The following is a 14,015-nucleotide window of genomic DNA, read 5'->3' on the forward strand; positions in this document are numbered from 1 at the left end:
CCTCCTGTTTAAACCATTGCTTCGCATCAATGCTTCGGCTATCATCGAACTATGAAAGACGGACCCTTGATCGCCAATGTCGCCGCCCTGATCGGTGACCCTGCCCGCGCCAACATCTTGACGGCGCTGATGGATGGACGTGCGCTGACGGCAAGCGAGCTTGCCGAAGCCGCTGGCGTGACCCTGCAGACCGCCAGCGGACACCTGTCGAAACTCTCCGATGCCCAGCTGCTGAAAGCGGAAAAACAGGGGCGTCATCGTTATTTCCGTCTTTCCGACGAGGATGTCGCGCAGGTTCTGGAAGCGTTGATGGGACTTGCCCAGCGTACCGGCGCGGTGCGCGTTCGCACCGGACCGAAGGACAAGGCGCTGCGCGAAGCGCGCATCTGTTATGATCATCTGGCCGGGGAAAGCGGCGTGGCGCTGCTTGTGGCCATCACCGCGAACGGGCTCGTGACGCAGGGTGACGATCCCGTACTGACGGATAGCGGGCGCGACTTTTTCTCGAGCTTCGGTATTGATCTTTCGCCGCTCGAAAAAGCCCGCCGCCCGGTCTGCCTGCATTGCCTGGACTGGAGCGAGCGCCGGCATCACCTCGGCGGCGGGCTTGGCGCATCGCTGCTCAATGCCATGCAGCAGCGCGACTGGCTGCGGCGCGGAAATGGCCGCGTGCTGACCTTCACGACAAAGGGTGAAAAGGCGTTCAACAGCACCTTCGGCTGCACGCCCGCCTGATAATCTCTCGGCGGGCGATCGGTTCTTATTTCAGCCAACCGGCGATACGGCCCACGGCCTCGGCAATATCAGAGACCGAACCCGCATAGGAAATGCGCAGTGCGCGGTGGCCTTCCTCGGGATCGAAATCCATGCCCGGTGTCGCCGCCACATCGATTTCCGCCAGCATGCGCCTGGCAAAATCCATGCTGTCATTGGAAAAGCGGCTGGTATCGACATAGGCGTAAAAAGCCCCGTCCATGGGCGATGCGAGCGGCAGGCCGATTTCCGGCAGGCGCGCCATCAGGAAATCGCGGTTGGTGCGATAGCTTTCCCTGTAAACATCCAGTTCCTCCGCTGCCGAGAAGGCTGCGGTTGCCGCAAGCTGCGACAGTTCCGGCGGTGAGATATAAAGGCTCTGGGCAAGGCACTCGACCGGGCGGACAAGATTTTCCGGCAGGACCATCCAGCCGATACGCCAGCCGGTCATGCAGTAATATTTCGAGAAGGAATTGATGATCACAGCACTGTCGGTGATTTCAAGCGCGCTCGTTTCTTCACCGACAAAGGTAAGGCCGTGATAGATCTCGTCGGAGATGAAGGCCATGTCGCGGCTTTCGCAATAGTTCGCCAGCCGCTTCAGCGCCTCGCGGCCGGTGACGGTGCCGGTCGGATTGGCCGGGCTTGCCAGAAGCACGCCTTTCAGCTTGCAGCCAGCTTTGGCCTCCGCCCGCTCCAGACTGGCGGGCGTCAGCGTATAGCCGGTTTCGGCCGTAACCGGCACTTCGACCACATTCAGGCCAAGTGCCTTCAGAATATTGCGATAGGCCGGATAGCCGGGCCTTGCGATCGCGACATGATCACCGGCATCGAAGAGGCTGAGGAAGGCAAGATTGAAGGCGGCGGAAGACCCTGTCGTTACGGCAATGCGCGCCGGATCGATGGCCACCTGATGGCGCAGCCGGTAATGGCCGGCAATCGCTTCCCGCAACTCACGCAGGCCCAGCGCGTCGGTATAACCGATGCGCCCGTGCTTCAGCGCCTCCTGCGCCGCTTCCAGCGAGGCCTTCGGCGCTGGATGGGATGGCTGTCCGACAGCCATGGAAATGACGGGGCGCCCCGCCTGCCTGCGCCGGTTCGCTTCCGCCAGGATATCCATGGCGTGAAAGGGTTCGACTGCGCTCCGCTTCGACATCGTAATCAAGGGCATGCTCTTTCCTGAACCGTATTTCGCAGACTTGCCGCAGAATCACAATCTTCACAATCATGCGACCATAATGCGGACAACTATTTTTGCCGTATGGCATTTGGCTTAAAGTAAGGTAATTGCCATCATGATATTCATGAAGCACTGACCGCACAGTAATGAGGACCGATATGGCGCATCTTCTCCGTTCAACCCTTCTCGCCAGCGTGACGGCCCTTTCGACGGTTTTCGCGTCTCTGCCCGCCCATGCCCTGGATGCCGAGCAGAAGAAGGAAATGGGCGAATTCATCAAGCAATATCTGATCGAAAACCCCGAGATCATGCTTGAGGTTCAGGACGCGCTGGAACGCAAGCAATATGCGGCCCGTAATGCCAAGGCGGCGGAAGCCGTTGCCGACAACAAGAAGACCATCTTCGAATCGAAATACGATCTGGCGCTCGGCAACCCGGATGGCGATGTGACGCTGGTCGAGTTCTTCGACTACAATTGCGGTTACTGCAAACGCGCCATGGGCGATATGGACGCGATTTTGAAGGGCGACAAGAAAGTGCGCGTCGTTCTCAAGGAATTTCCGATCCTCGGGCCGGAATCGGTCGCCGCCCATCGCGTTTCCAATGCCGTGAAGCTGCTCGCTCCGGCCAAATACCCGGAATTCCAGCGCACCCTGCTTGGTGGTCGCGGGCGGGCGAATGAGGACAGCGCCATGGAAGTCGCCACTTCGCTCGGCCTCAAGGAGGCAGACATCCGCAAGTCGATGGCGGAAAACCCCAATGACGCGCAGGTGCAGGAAACCTACAAGCTGGCCAATAGCCTCGGCATCACCGGTACACCCTCCTATATTGTCGGCGATGAGGCGGTTTTCGGTGCTGTCGGTGCGGACCCGCTGAAGGAAAAAATCGCCAATATGCGCAGCTGTGGAAAAGCCACCTGCTCGTAATTTTTGGAGCGGCGGGGATAAATCGGAACCGGTCCTGCCGCTCAAATTTTTTGTTCGAGCATCGGATTGTCTGAAAACCGCAAGACACTTTTCGGTCGGATGCTTAAAAAAGCCCCTGCATTCCCTGTGAGATGCCGGGCAAGCCGGCGCTTTCCGGCTTGCGGGGGCTTTTCCTTGGCGGCTGCTCAGTCTATAGCTGTCGCTGATTTTCTTATGGAAACTTGAATGAGCAATATCATCATCGTCATCAACGGCCCCAATCTCAACATGCTGGGAAAAAGGGAACCGGGTATCTATGGTGGCAAGACGCTGAAAGACATCGAGAATGATTGTCTTCAAGCTGGTGCCGATCTCGGTTTCGCAGTGGAATTCCGCCAGTCCAACCACGAAGGCGTGCTTGTGGACTGGTTGCATGAGGCGGGTGAGCGGGCGGCAGGCGTCGTCATCAATCCCGGCGCTTACAGCCACACCTCAATCGCGTTGCATGACGCCATTCGTGCGATTTCCACGCCTGTCGTGGAAGTGCATATTTCCAACATCCACGCCCGCGAAGAGTTCCGTCACAAATCGATGGTATCACCTGCAGCGAAGGGCATGGTCTGCGGTTTTGGACCATACGGATATATCATGGCGCTTCACGCGCTGAAAAACATCACGGCATAAAAAGAAACAAAGAATAGGGTTTGTCATGTCTGAAAAGAAACAGGGTATCGACAAGGAACTGATCCGCGAACTCGCGAATATCCTCAACGACACCGACCTTTCGGAAATTGAAGTGGAGCAGGACGACCTGCGCATCCGCGTTTCCCGCGCTGCGCCGCCCGCCCCGGTTTACGCGGCGCCCGCCCCCTACGCAGTGCCGGCAGCAGCGCCTGCTGCGGTACCGACAATCGTTGCGCCGGCAGCACCTGCGGCCGCCGCAGCACCGGCCCGCAACCCGGCCAACACCGTTTCCTCGCCGATGGTCGGCACGGTTTACCTGTCGCCTGCTCCGGGCGCCCGTCCCTTCATCGAAGTGGGCGCGACCGTCAAGGAAGGCCAGACCATCCTCATCGTCGAAGCCATGAAGACCATGAACCAGATCCCGGCACCCAAGTCCGGCAAGGTCGTGGAAATCGTCGTCAACGACGCACAGCCCGTGGAGTATGGCGAAGCCCTCGTGGTCATCGAATAAAGGCGGTTCAGCATGGTTTCGAAGATCCTCATAGCCAACCGTGGCGAGATCGCGCTGCGCGTCCTGCGCGCCGCAAAAGAGCTTGGCATTCCGACTGTCGCCGTGCACTCCACGGCCGACGCGGATGCGATGCATGTGCGCCTTGCCGACGAAAGCGTGTGCATCGGCCCGCCGCCCTCGCGTGACAGCTACCTCAACATCCATCAGATCGTTGCGGCCTGCGAAATCACCGGTGCGGACGCCGTTCACCCCGGTTACGGCTTCCTGTCGGAAAATGCCAAGTTCGCCGATATTCTCGACGCGCACGGCATCACCTTCATCGGGCCGACCGCCGAACATATCCGCATCATGGGCGACAAGATCACCGCCAAGCAGACGGCGCAGGAACTCGGCATTCCCGTCGTTCCCGGCTCCGACGGTGAAGTGAAGCCCGAAAACGCGATGGAAATCGCCCGGACGATCGGTTTCCCGGTCCTCATCAAGGCGACGGCAGGCGGTGGCGGCCGCGGCATGAAAGTGGCGAAGACCGAAGCCGATCTGGAAGAGGCAGTAGCGACTGCCCGTTCCGAAGCGGCGGCAGCCTTTGGCAACGACGCCGTCTACATGGAAAAATACCTCGGCAAGCCGCGGCATATCGAGGTGCAGGTTTTCGGCGATGGTGAAGGCAATGCCGTTCACCTTGGCGAACGCGATTGCTCGTTGCAGCGCCGTCACCAGAAGGTGCTGGAAGAAGCCAATTCGCCGGCACTGACAGTCGAACAGCGCATGAAGATCGGCGAAATTTGCGCCGACGCCATGCGCAAACTGAAATATCGCGGCGCCGGCACCATCGAGTTCCTCTATGAAAACGGCGAGTTCTATTTCATCGAAATGAACACTCGTCTGCAGGTGGAGCATCCGGTAACGGAAGCCATCACCGGCATGGATCTCGTGCAGGAGCAGATCAGGGTCGCTTCGGGCCAGGGCCTGTCGGTTACGCAGGCGGATATCGAATTCCATGGCCACGCCATCGAATGCCGTATCAATGCCGAAGACCCGCGCACCTTCGTTCCCTCTCCGGGCACGCTGACCTATTTCCACACGCCGGGCGGCCTTGGTGTACGCGTCGATTCGGGCGCCTATCAGGGCTACAAGATCCCGCCCTATTACGACAGCATGATCGGCAAGCTGATCGTTCACGGTCGCGACCGTGACGAGTGCATCCGCCGCCTGCGTCGGGCGCTCGACGAATTCGTCGTTGATGGCATCAAGACCACGCTGCCGCTTTTCCAGGATCTTCTCCAGAATGAGGATATTCTGAACGGCGATTACGATATTCACTGGCTGGAAAAATATCTGGCCGGTGACGCGTCTCACTAAGACGATATGGCTGGGCGGCGCAGCAGAAATAACGGCATAACGGTCGATATTCTGCTGCGCGCCTATTCCGCCGGCCTGTTTCCCATGGCCGATTCGGCTGATGATCCGGAGCTTTTCTGGGTCGAGCCGGAGATACGCGGCATCATCCCGCTCAATGATTTTCACGTTTCCAAAAGCCTCGCCAAGGCGATGCGCAAGAAGCCGTTCGATATACGCTTCAACACCGCCTTCGAAGCTGTCATGGCGGGATGTGCGGCGGAAGCGCCGGACAGGCCGAGCACCTGGATCAACGCCACCATTCGCAGGCTTTACACCGAACTGCACCAGATCGGCCATGCCCACAGCGTTGAGGCGTGGGAGGGCAAGGAACTTGTCGGCGGTCTTTATGGCGTCTCGCTGGGGGCCGCGTTCTTTGGCGAAAGCATGTTTTCCCGCCGCACCAACGCCTCGAAGATTTGCCTCGTGCATCTGGTGGAGCGGTTGCGGCAGCAGGGGTTTACCCTGCTCGACACACAATTCACGACCGAGCACCTGAAAACATTCGGTGCAATCGACATTCCAAAATCGGAATATGCGACGATACTGGAAGCCGCCGTCGACCGGCCGGATGTGCCCTTTGATAAATTGATCGCCGAAGAAAATCCGCGCTGAAAACAAGCTTAGATTTTTCTTGCAACCCGCAAAAACTTGACTTATCCGATCATGATATTTCATTTATTGGGGGATGATCATGCGCTGGATCGCGGGCTTCTTGTTAACGCTGGCACTGGTAGCAACGGCGACTGCCGCTGAACAGCGCCCGAACCCGCAAGCCGCCTGGCGAAACGAGGTTTCACGCGCTTTGGCGGGCTCAACCGGCCGACCCGAATTCAAGGTCGTGCGGACGAAAAATCAGCAGGTGCTCCTTGTCAGTTTTCGCGTTGACCAGACGGGGAAAATGCAGGCCGTACAGGTCAAAAACATCAGGAACAGCACTTACCAAGCCCGAGCGGCTGTAAAGAAGGTATTTTCCGAGGTCCGATTCCCCTCGCCTCCCGCCAGCGATCGGCCCCACAAGTTCAGCGTTCCAATCGTGATCGGACCCGAACTGACGCGGGAAGAAATGATCGAACAACTCGAAAGCAGAAGCAAAGCCTTGGCCGCTATGGCCGAGAAGCTGAAGCGCCAGCGGTAGTTACCGATCAGACGGTGATTATTTGCTGGCCGTAGAAGGGGCAGGAACTTCCGAATCCTGCTTGCAGCCCGTCAGCCACACGTCGTAGATCGGGTGCTCAACGGCGTTGAGGCCCGGGCTGTCGGCGAACATCCAGCCGGTGAAGATTCGCTTGATCTTGCGGTCGAGGGTGATTTCATCGACCTCGACAAAAGCGTCGATCTTCTGGGTTTCCGTCTGGTCGCGGGAATAACAGACCTTTGGCGTCACCTGAAGCGCGCCGAATTGCACCGTCTCGTCGATATAAACATCAAAGGATGTGATGCGGCCGGTGATCTTATCGATGCCGGAAAACACCGCAACGCGGTTTTCCAGACGGGCGGCGGAGACGGGTGAAATGAGGATGGCAGCAGAGACCGCAGCAAACAGCGACACTGTCAGCGCACGCAAAGAACGATCCCGCGTGATTTTCCTCATACGATATGTCTCCAAATATTTGCCTGTGTCGAACCGCCGACCGGATCAACGCCTAAGGGCGGAATGTGGCAAAAACCGGTGAGGCCGGATGCAAGCGCGGCGTTTTGCACAACACCGCGCATCACAATGGCTCAGTTGCCGGGTGTCCAGGCGTCGTAGTCGCCGGTCACGCGCGGGCGTTCGCCGGCAACAGCCAGCGACCCTTGGGGGCGATAGGCCTTGGACGTGCCGGTGTGGTTCGGCTGATGCGGCTTCTGCCAGTCACGTGCGACGTAGCTTTCCTGGCTCGGCGGCACATCAGTGCGGTAATGCATCCAGCCATGCCAGCCCGGCGGGATGGCCGAGGCTTCCGCATAACCATTATAGATCACCCAGCGGCGCGGCATGCCCCAGGAGGTGGTGCCGCCTTCGTAATAGGTATTGCCCAACTCATCCTGTCCGACTTTCTTGCCAAAACGCCAGGTATGAAACCGCGTTCCGATCGTCTGGCCATTCCACCAGGTGAAGATTTGCGTCAGGAGAGTCTTCATTATCCGTTCCTCGGGCTTGAATGCGCTGCAGCGATTTTAAATCGCACGGCACAAGACATGCTTATGCCGCCCCTCACGGCAATTGTCCAGCATTTCGAGATATATCGGCGCTATTTCAGCTTCATCCTGAAGCCTAAATGCCGCTTCTCGAAACCCAGTCGCTCATAGAAGCGATGTGCGTCCAGCCGGGCCATGTTGGAGGTGAGCTGGGCGGCATTCATGCCCTGACGACGGGCTTCCTCAAGGCAATAATTGATCATCACCGCGCCGATGCCCTGTCCGCGCATGTCAGACCGTGTCTGCACCGCCTCGATCACCATGGACTTGGCCCCTCGCCCGACGAGCTTGGTGAGGATGGCCGTCTGGAAAGTACCGACCACCTCGCCATCCAGTTCCGCCACATAAAGCGTTTCGCTGGGCGATGCGGCAATGGCACGGAAGGCCGCGAGATAGTCGGGCTGCGCCGATTCGTCGGTGGTGTCACCGTGGCCGCCAATCTCGTCGGCGGCAAAAATGGCGGCGAGCGCCGGAAGATCATCTTCGCGCGCCGTGCGGATTATCAGCTTCTGTAATGTCGCATTCATCGGGTCAGGCTCTTTTCCATAACGATGCCGGGTAAACCCTCGATGCCGGCCATGCGCTCGATTCGGTCCACCTCGACAAATCCGACGCCTTCATAAAAGGCGATTGCGACAGTATTTTTAGGCTCGACTTCAAGACGCATGATTTCTGCATCCGGAAAGCAGGTTTCCAGCTCGGCGAAGAGATCACGGCCGACGCCCTGCCGCTGAAGATCGGGCGCCACATAGAGCTGGTGCAACAGGGCCGTCTTCGCCATCTTGGTGGACATGGAGCCATAGGCCATGCCACCGATCCGCTTGCCGTCATCAGCAACGAGAAACTCGCCGCCCTTTTTCTCGACCCGGTCCTTCATGGCCTGCGGCGAATGCCATGCGGCAATCAGCTCGTTCACCTTGTCCGCGCCGTAGATCGCGTCATAGGTGGCGTGCCATGTCGTCGCGAGCAGCGTCCGGACCGGCTCGATGTCACGCAGGCTGGCTGTGCGGATGAAAAACATGATCTGGCTCCGTCTTGAAACAGAAATGCCGGGCTTTGATCCCGGCAGAAGTGATGTCAGTGCTCTGTGCTCGACGTCATCCCGGCTTGTACCACTGTGTGGCCTAATCGGGAATAATCCGGGCTAAAACCATTACTTCCGTCATGCCGGACTCGATCCGGCATCCAGCCGCCATGCGTCTGCGCGGCGAAAAGAGTCTTTTCAGCCCAAGGACTTGGGCTGACTGGATACCGGCTCAAGGCCGGTATGACGGAACCGTTGTCCCGTTAGGTAGCCGCCGCTTATTCGTCCTCGATACCGAGCTTGGCCTTCACCAGCGCCTGCACGGCCTGCGGGTTAGCCTTGCCGCCCGTCGCCTTCATGACTTGACCGACGAACCAGCCGGCAAGCGTCGGCTTTGCCTTGACCTTCTCGACCTGATCCGGATTGGCGGCGATGATATCATCCACGGCCTTTTCGATGGCGCTGGTGTCCGTCACCTGCTTCATACCGCGGGCCTCGACGATCTCAGCCGGATTGCCGCCCTCGTTCCAGACGATTTCGAACAGATCCTTGGCGATCTTGCCGGAAATGGTCTCGGCCTTGATGAGATCGATGATGCCGCCGAGCTGTTCCGGGGAAACCGGCGTCGTTTCGATATCCTTGCCTGATTTATTGAGCGCGCCGAGCAGATCATTGATAACCCAGTTGGCGGCAGCCTTCGGATCGCGGCCGGCGGCGACGGCTTCGTAATAATCGGCGATTGCCTTTTCCGAAACGAGGATCGAGGCGTCATAGACCGACAGGCCGAGATCGGCCACGAAACGGGCCTTCTTGTCGTCGGGCAGTTCCGGCAGATCAACCTTCAGCGCCTCGACGAAAGCATCGTCGAATTCGAGCGGCAGCAGGTCCGGATCGGGGAAATAACGATAGTCATGCGCGTCTTCCTTGGAGCGCATGGAACGCGTTTCGCCCTTGCCGGGATCGAACAGGCGGGTTTCCTGATCGATGGCGCCGCCGTCCTCCAGAATGGCAATCTGGCGGCGTGCCTCATATTCGATGGCCTGACCAACGAAGCGGATGGAGTTGACGTTCTTGATTTCGCAGCGCGTGCCGAAACCTTCGCCGGGACGGCGCACGGAGACGTTGACGTCGGCGCGCATCGAGCCTTCGTCCATGTTGCCGTCGCAGGTGCCGAGATAACGCACGATGGAGCGCAGCTTGGTGAGGTAACCCTTGGCCTCATCCGACGAGCGCATGTCCGGCTTGGAGACGATTTCCATCAGCGCCACGCCCGAACGGTTGAGGTCCACGAAGGACATGGTCGGGTGCTGGTCGTGCATGGACTTGCCGGCGTCCTGCTCCAGATGCAGGCGCTCGATGCCGATCTCGATATCCTCGAAATTGCCCTGACGGTCGGGACCAAGCGAAATGGTGATGGTGCCCTCACCGACGATCGGGTCCTTGAACTGCGAAATCTGGTAGCCCTGCGGCAGGTCCGGATAGAAATAGTTCTTGCGGTCGAAGATCGAACGGTTGTTGATCTTCGCCTTCAGCCCAAGACCGGTACGCACCGCCTGCTTGACGCATTCCTCGTTGATAACGGGAAGCATGCCGGGCATGGCGGCATCAACAAGCGACACGTTGGAATTCGGCGCATTGCCGAAGGTGGTGGACGCGCCGGAAAACAGCTTGGAATTGGAGAGAACCTGCGCATGGACTTCCAGTCCGATCACGATTTCCCAATCGCCAATGGCGCCGGGAATGAAGCGTTTCGGGTCGGGGGTGCGCACGTCTACAAGGGTCATCTGAAGCTCACGATATACGGGTTCTTTGGCTCTGGTGGGTAGAACATATGGCGCGCGGGCGCAAGACATCTTGCGCCCTGTCGCACGAAGCGCCGAATTTTCGGCGCTCTGCATACGTAATTTTTACGCGTCTGATTTTCAATTCAAATCATGACGATGATTGCCCTGTGTTTCATGATCTTTGTCGCCTTCAATCTTGTCGTCTTTCTTGTCTATTGGTGGGACAAGGAAGCGGCGAGGAATGGCGGCTGGCGCATTCGCGAAAGCACATTGCTGGGGCTCGCCTTTTTGGGCGGCAGCGTAGGCGCAATTTCGGCTCAACGCCTGCTGCGGCACAAAACCCGCAAGGAACCCTTTCGCAGCATTCTGCTCTCCATCGTGATTTTACAGGCGGGCCTTGTTGCGTCAGTGGCAATCATGCCGGACTGGCCGGTGCGGCTTGTGAACAGCCTGATAAGGCTCAGTCAGAATTCCGTGCCGTAAAGACCGCTCTCGATCTCGACAAGCTGCTTTTGCAGGCCGATCGACTGTACATCGCGATCGAGCTTCGGCGCGTAGGAGACTGAGAGCCAGCGGACGCTGTAGCCATGGTGGCGGAAAAATGCGACGGCCGGTTCGTTCTGGGCATGTGTTTCAAGCCGGATGGTTTCGAACCCCCTGTCCGCTATCAATCGTTCAATATCAGCCAGCAGGAGACTGCCGACCTGCCGGCGCTGAAAATCCGGATCGATCCAGAAATCTGAAATCGTCTCGTCAAAATGTTCCCGCGCCGCCCATCCGGCAACCGTGCCGCCAAATTCCGCCACGCGAATGGCAAGCCATGATGACCGGGTGAAATTGGAAAAGGCGCTGGCCGCGTTGTCGTAAAGCGTCGCGGTGATGCCGAGTGCGGCGGTTGCCTGACGCCATGCCCTGAGGCCGATAGCCGCTAAGGCCTCCGCTTCCTGCTCATGCGCATTGCGAATGACGATCAAGCCGCGCCCTCCATGGCCATCACAAGTAAAACATCGGTGGCGCGATTCGGCCATATGGTTTTTCCAGACGCGCCCTGGACTTGACCACGCCTGCCTTGCCCGCTAACCAGAACGGGCAAGAACGGAGTTTTTATGTTCGCTCAATCGGAGTCCTGGTAAAGGCCCTGCCCGCAAGTTTCTTGCGCGCCGGGCCAGATGAAACCGAGCCGGATGCCCCAACGGCACCCGGGTTTGCTTTCACGCGTCTAGATGACGCTGACCGGATTTCCAAAAAATGGACATTTCCCGCGCCGAACAGCGCATTCTACACCTGCTCGCCCAGGGCGGCAGAATTGAACTCGTTCGAGACGATACCCGCAAAATCGAAAAAATCGCGCTCTATACGCGCGACGGCTGGATTTTCAGCGGCCTCAATCTCTTCACCTTCCGCAAGCTGAAACAGAAGAGAGCGATCGCCTCTTCCGGCGGCAAGCCTTACCGCATCACCACCCGCGGTCTGGAACTGGTACGGGGTGAGCTGGACAATCGATGACGAAACGGGCGGCGGCTCACTTGCCGCCGCCCGTCACGACGCAAAGCGGCAAACGCGGCGCAATCAACCGGATTATAGCGCGAGCCCGCGCTCCAGCTTCACCTTTTCAAGCTCGACTTTCATGATGTCCGACCATTCCATGCCGCGCCATACGATATTGAAACCACAACGCTCATAAAGACCGATGGCAGCACGGTTTCTGGCATGGGTATCGATCGTGGCAAGCGGCAGGCCCTGCGCGCGCATCCGGTCGAGAAAATGAAGGATAAGGGCCTTGCCGATCCCCTTGCCCTGCCAGTTCGGGTCCACCCAGAGATCGGAAATATGATGCGGCGCCGTATCGCACGCACCCCAGCCGACGACAATGCCGTCGATTTCGGCGACGACAACATCACCGGTCGGGGACTTGGCGAAATTTTCGAATTCACCCTTCACCCGCTCGATGACATCAGGATCGAGATAGCTGTCGTCGAAGGCTTCACCGAAACGCCATGCCCCAAAACCGACAAAGCCGACCGCGTCGCGGTCGGCTTTGTTCATTTGTCTGAGCTTGAGGCTGCTCACCACCACTTGGCGGGGGTGAACTTGCCCGCTGCCTGCTCGATGGCGTGCGCCGTCTTGAACAGCGTTTCTTCCTCGAAAGGCTTGCCGATGAGCTGCAGGCCGAGCGGCAGGCCCTTGCCGTCAAGACCGGCCGGCACCGAAAGGCCCGGGAGACCGGCCATGTTGACCGTGATCGTGAAGACGTCCTGCAGGTACATCTTCACCGGATCGGAGGCGAGCTCTTCGTCACCGACAGCAAAGGCGGAAGACGGGGTGATCGGCGCCAGAATGGCGTCGACGCCCTCATGGAAGACGTTCTCGAAGTCACGCTTGATGAGGGTACGGACCTTCTGCGCCTTCAGGTAATAGGCGTCGTAATAACCGGCCGAAAGCACATAGGTGCCGACCATGATACGGCGCTGCACTTCCTTGCCGAAACCGGCGGCGCGGCTTTTTTCGTACATGTCGGCAATGTCCTTGCCGTCAACGCGCAGGCCGTAGCGCACGCCGTCATAACGGGCAAGGTTGGACGAGGCTTCCGCCGGTGCGACGATGTAATAAGCGGGCAGCGCATATTTGGTGTGCGGCAGCGAAATATCGACCACTTCCGCGCCGGCATCGCGAAGCCATTCCACGCCCTTGGCCCAGAGCTTTTCAATCTCTTCCGGCATGCCGTCGACGCGGTATTCCTTGGGGATACCGATCTTAAGGCCCTTGAGCGACTGACCGATGGCCTTTTCATAATCCGGCACCGGCAGATCGACAGAGGTGGTGTCTTTCGCATCCACGCTTGCCATGGTCTTCAACAGGATGGCGGCGTCGCGCACGTCACGGGCGATCGGGCCTGCCTGATCAAGCGAGGAAGCATAAGCGACGATGCCGAAGCGCGAGCAGCGGCCATAGGTGGGCTTGATGCCAACGGTGCCGGTGAAGGCCGCCGGCTGGCGGATGGAGCCGCCGGTGTCGGTTGCTGTAGCGCCGGCGCACAGATGCGCGGCGACGGCTGCAGCCGAACCGCCGGAAGAGCCGCCGGGCACCAGCTTCTGGCCGGAACCATTGGCGCGCCACGGATTGATGGCCGGGCCGTACCAGGAGCTTTCATTGGACGAGCCCATGGCGAATTCGTCCATGTTGAGCTTGCCGAGCATGACGGCGCCCTGATCCCAGAGGTTCTGGGTGACGGTGGATTCATATTTCGGCTTGAAGCCATCGAGAACATGCGAACACGCCTGCGTGTGCACGTCACGGGTGGCGAAAAGGTCCTTCACGCCAAGCGGAACGCCTTCCAGTTCGCCAGCTTTGCCGGCGGCGATGCGTTCGTCGGAGGCTTTCGCCATGTCGCGCGCCTTTTCAGGCGTCAAGGCAACATAGGCGTTCAGCGCGCCGTTCGCCGCATCGATGGCGGAGAGATAGGCGTCGGTCAGCTCGAGGGCGGAAAATTCTTTGCCCTTCAGCTTTTCGCGGGCTTCGGCAATGGTCAGGCTCGTCAGGTCGGTCATGGTCGGCAACGGCTTTCGAAAATCTCGGAAAAATCAGGCGGCAAACGGCG

The 14,015-nt window shown here is 59.0% G+C and carries 18 protein-coding genes; 9 read left to right on the top strand and 9 right to left on the bottom strand.

Translation table 11 applies throughout. The features are described from left to right. Positions 1–51: 51 nt before the first annotated feature. Entirely contained in the window at positions 52–735 is a 684-nt protein-coding gene (locus M0412_RS06095; RefSeq protein ID WP_269697963.1) for a helix-turn-helix transcriptional regulator, read from the top strand. A 25-nt stretch (positions 736–760) separates the two neighbouring features. Here the strand turns inward: M0412_RS06095 and M0412_RS06100 are convergent, their stop codons facing one another. After that, the gene (locus tag M0412_RS06100; RefSeq protein WP_269698825.1) at positions 761–1,918 is read right to left on the bottom strand and encodes a pyridoxal phosphate-dependent aminotransferase; all 1,158 of its coding nucleotides are present in this window, start codon (positions 1,916–1,918) and stop codon (positions 761–763) included. A 173-nt stretch (positions 1,919–2,091) separates the two neighbouring features. Between M0412_RS06100 and M0412_RS06105 the strand changes: the two genes are divergently transcribed. The 6 genes from M0412_RS06105 (at position 2,092) to M0412_RS06130 (ending at position 6,566) form a co-directional block, all read left to right on the top strand. Continuing rightward, positions 2,092–2,859 (top strand): DsbA family protein, encoded by a 768-nt coding sequence (locus M0412_RS06105; RefSeq protein WP_269697965.1) that lies wholly within the window; start codon positions 2,092–2,094, stop codon positions 2,857–2,859. Between the two features lie 225 nt (positions 2,860–3,084). Beyond that, the gene (gene aroQ / locus M0412_RS06110) at positions 3,085–3,522 is read left to right on the top strand and encodes a type II 3-dehydroquinate dehydratase (RefSeq protein WP_020012378.1); all 438 of its coding nucleotides are present in this window, start codon (positions 3,085–3,087) and stop codon (positions 3,520–3,522) included. Between the two features lie 25 nt (positions 3,523–3,547). After that, positions 3,548–4,033, top strand: coding sequence for an acetyl-CoA carboxylase biotin carboxyl carrier protein (accB, locus tag M0412_RS06115; RefSeq protein ID WP_142839647.1), 486 nt, complete (start codon positions 3,548–3,550; stop codon positions 4,031–4,033). A gap of 12 nt (positions 4,034–4,045) precedes the next feature. Next, positions 4,046–5,392: an acetyl-CoA carboxylase biotin carboxylase subunit gene (accC, locus tag M0412_RS06120; protein WP_080834223.1), complete on the top strand. Its 1,347-nt coding sequence runs from the start codon at positions 4,046–4,048 to the stop codon at positions 5,390–5,392. A 6-nt stretch (positions 5,393–5,398) separates the two neighbouring features. Continuing rightward, positions 5,399–6,043: a leucyl/phenylalanyl-tRNA--protein transferase gene (gene aat, locus M0412_RS06125; protein WP_269697970.1), complete on the top strand. Its 645-nt coding sequence runs from the start codon at positions 5,399–5,401 to the stop codon at positions 6,041–6,043. 79 nt (positions 6,044–6,122) lie between these two features. Beyond that, entirely contained in the window at positions 6,123–6,566 is a 444-nt protein-coding gene (locus tag M0412_RS06130) for a hypothetical protein (protein ID WP_269697971.1), read from the top strand. 18 nt (positions 6,567–6,584) lie between these two features. On the opposite strand, the gene M0412_RS06135 is transcribed toward M0412_RS06130, so the two are convergent. The 5 genes from M0412_RS06135 to gatB all read right to left on the bottom strand — a co-directional run bounded on the left by M0412_RS06135 (position 6,585) and on the right by gatB (position 10,417). After that, positions 6,585–7,022, bottom strand: coding sequence for a DUF2155 domain-containing protein (locus tag M0412_RS06135; protein WP_046800274.1), 438 nt, complete (start codon positions 7,020–7,022; stop codon positions 6,585–6,587). A gap of 131 nt (positions 7,023–7,153) precedes the next feature. Continuing rightward, positions 7,154–7,552, bottom strand: coding sequence for an NADH:ubiquinone oxidoreductase subunit NDUFA12 (locus M0412_RS06140; RefSeq protein WP_046800275.1), 399 nt, complete (start codon positions 7,550–7,552; stop codon positions 7,154–7,156). A gap of 110 nt (positions 7,553–7,662) precedes the next feature. Further along, a complete protein-coding gene (locus M0412_RS06145; protein ID WP_269697973.1) occupies positions 7,663–8,136 on the bottom strand; it encodes a GNAT family N-acetyltransferase in 474 nt (157 codons plus the stop codon). Further along, positions 8,133–8,630 carry a GNAT family N-acetyltransferase gene (locus M0412_RS06150; protein ID WP_142839643.1) on the bottom strand — a complete coding sequence of 166 codons (498 nt, stop codon included), beginning with the start codon at positions 8,628–8,630 and terminating at the stop codon, positions 8,133–8,135. Before M0412_RS06150 ends, M0412_RS06145 begins: the two co-directional genes overlap by 4 nt. 281 nt (positions 8,631–8,911) lie before the next feature. After that, positions 8,912–10,417 (bottom strand): Asp-tRNA(Asn)/Glu-tRNA(Gln) amidotransferase subunit GatB, encoded by a 1,506-nt coding sequence (gatB, locus tag M0412_RS06155; protein WP_269697975.1) that lies wholly within the window; start codon positions 10,415–10,417, stop codon positions 8,912–8,914. A 150-nt stretch (positions 10,418–10,567) separates the two neighbouring features. Here gatB and M0412_RS06160 point away from each other — a divergent pair, with 150 nt between their 5' ends. Beyond that, entirely contained in the window at positions 10,568–10,900 is a 333-nt protein-coding gene (locus tag M0412_RS06160) for a DUF1294 domain-containing protein (RefSeq protein WP_142839641.1), read from the top strand. On the opposite strand, the gene M0412_RS06165 is transcribed toward M0412_RS06160, so the two are convergent. After that, positions 10,882–11,391: a GNAT family N-acetyltransferase gene (locus M0412_RS06165; RefSeq protein WP_269697976.1), complete on the bottom strand. Its 510-nt coding sequence runs from the start codon at positions 11,389–11,391 to the stop codon at positions 10,882–10,884. The two genes, M0412_RS06160 and M0412_RS06165, sit on opposite strands and share 19 nt — an antisense overlap. 274 nt (positions 11,392–11,665) lie before the next feature. Here M0412_RS06165 and M0412_RS06170 point away from each other — a divergent pair, with 274 nt between their 5' ends. Next, on the top strand, positions 11,666–11,923 hold the full coding sequence (locus M0412_RS06170) for a YjhX family toxin (protein ID WP_269697977.1): 258 nt from the start codon (positions 11,666–11,668) through the stop codon (positions 11,921–11,923). Between the two features lie 72 nt (positions 11,924–11,995). Here the strand turns inward: M0412_RS06170 and M0412_RS06175 are convergent, their stop codons facing one another. Both M0412_RS06175 and gatA read right to left on the bottom strand, forming a co-directional pair. Next, positions 11,996–12,493: a GNAT family N-acetyltransferase gene (locus tag M0412_RS06175; protein WP_371338118.1), complete on the bottom strand. Its 498-nt coding sequence runs from the start codon at positions 12,491–12,493 to the stop codon at positions 11,996–11,998. Beyond that, complete coding sequence (gatA, locus tag M0412_RS06180; RefSeq protein WP_269697981.1) at positions 12,484–13,965, bottom strand: Asp-tRNA(Asn)/Glu-tRNA(Gln) amidotransferase subunit GatA; 1,482 nt, start codon at positions 13,963–13,965, stop codon at positions 12,484–12,486. Before gatA ends, M0412_RS06175 begins: the two co-directional genes overlap by 10 nt. Between the last annotated feature and the right edge of the window lie 50 nt (positions 13,966–14,015).

This window comes from Agrobacterium sp. O3.4 (assembly GCF_041414895.1).
Lineage (GTDB): Bacteria > Pseudomonadota > Alphaproteobacteria > Rhizobiales > Rhizobiaceae > Agrobacterium > Agrobacterium cucumeris.

Coding starts and splice junctions, on each gene's coding strand:
- M0412_RS06095 (WP_269697963.1), top strand. CDS start 52: ATGAAAGACGGACCCTTGATCGCCAATGTCGCCGCCCTGATCGGTGAC.
- M0412_RS06105 (WP_269697965.1), top strand. CDS start 2,092: ATGGCGCATCTTCTCCGTTCAACCCTTCTCGCCAGCGTGACGGCCCTT.
- aroQ (WP_020012378.1), top strand. CDS start 3,085: ATGAGCAATATCATCATCGTCATCAACGGCCCCAATCTCAACATGCTG.
- accB (WP_142839647.1), top strand. CDS start 3,548: ATGTCTGAAAAGAAACAGGGTATCGACAAGGAACTGATCCGCGAACTC.
- accC (WP_080834223.1), top strand. CDS start 4,046: ATGGTTTCGAAGATCCTCATAGCCAACCGTGGCGAGATCGCGCTGCGC.
- aat (WP_269697970.1), top strand. CDS start 5,399: ATGGCTGGGCGGCGCAGCAGAAATAACGGCATAACGGTCGATATTCTG.
- M0412_RS06130 (WP_269697971.1), top strand. CDS start 6,123: ATGCGCTGGATCGCGGGCTTCTTGTTAACGCTGGCACTGGTAGCAACG.
- M0412_RS06135 (WP_046800274.1), bottom strand. CDS start 7,022: ATGAGGAAAATCACGCGGGATCGTTCTTTGCGTGCGCTGACAGTGTCG.
- M0412_RS06140 (WP_046800275.1), bottom strand. CDS start 7,552: ATGAAGACTCTCCTGACGCAAATCTTCACCTGGTGGAATGGCCAGACG.
- M0412_RS06145 (WP_269697973.1), bottom strand. CDS start 8,136: ATGAATGCGACATTACAGAAGCTGATAATCCGCACGGCGCGCGAAGAT.
- M0412_RS06150 (WP_142839643.1), bottom strand. CDS start 8,630: ATGTTTTTCATCCGCACAGCCAGCCTGCGTGACATCGAGCCGGTCCGG.
- gatB (WP_269697975.1), bottom strand. CDS start 10,417: ATGACCCTTGTAGACGTGCGCACCCCCGACCCGAAACGCTTCATTCCC.
- M0412_RS06160 (WP_142839641.1), top strand. CDS start 10,568: ATGACGATGATTGCCCTGTGTTTCATGATCTTTGTCGCCTTCAATCTT.
- M0412_RS06170 (WP_269697977.1), top strand. CDS start 11,666: ATGGACATTTCCCGCGCCGAACAGCGCATTCTACACCTGCTCGCCCAG.
- gatA (WP_269697981.1), bottom strand. CDS start 13,965: ATGACCGACCTGACGAGCCTGACCATTGCCGAAGCCCGCGAAAAGCTG.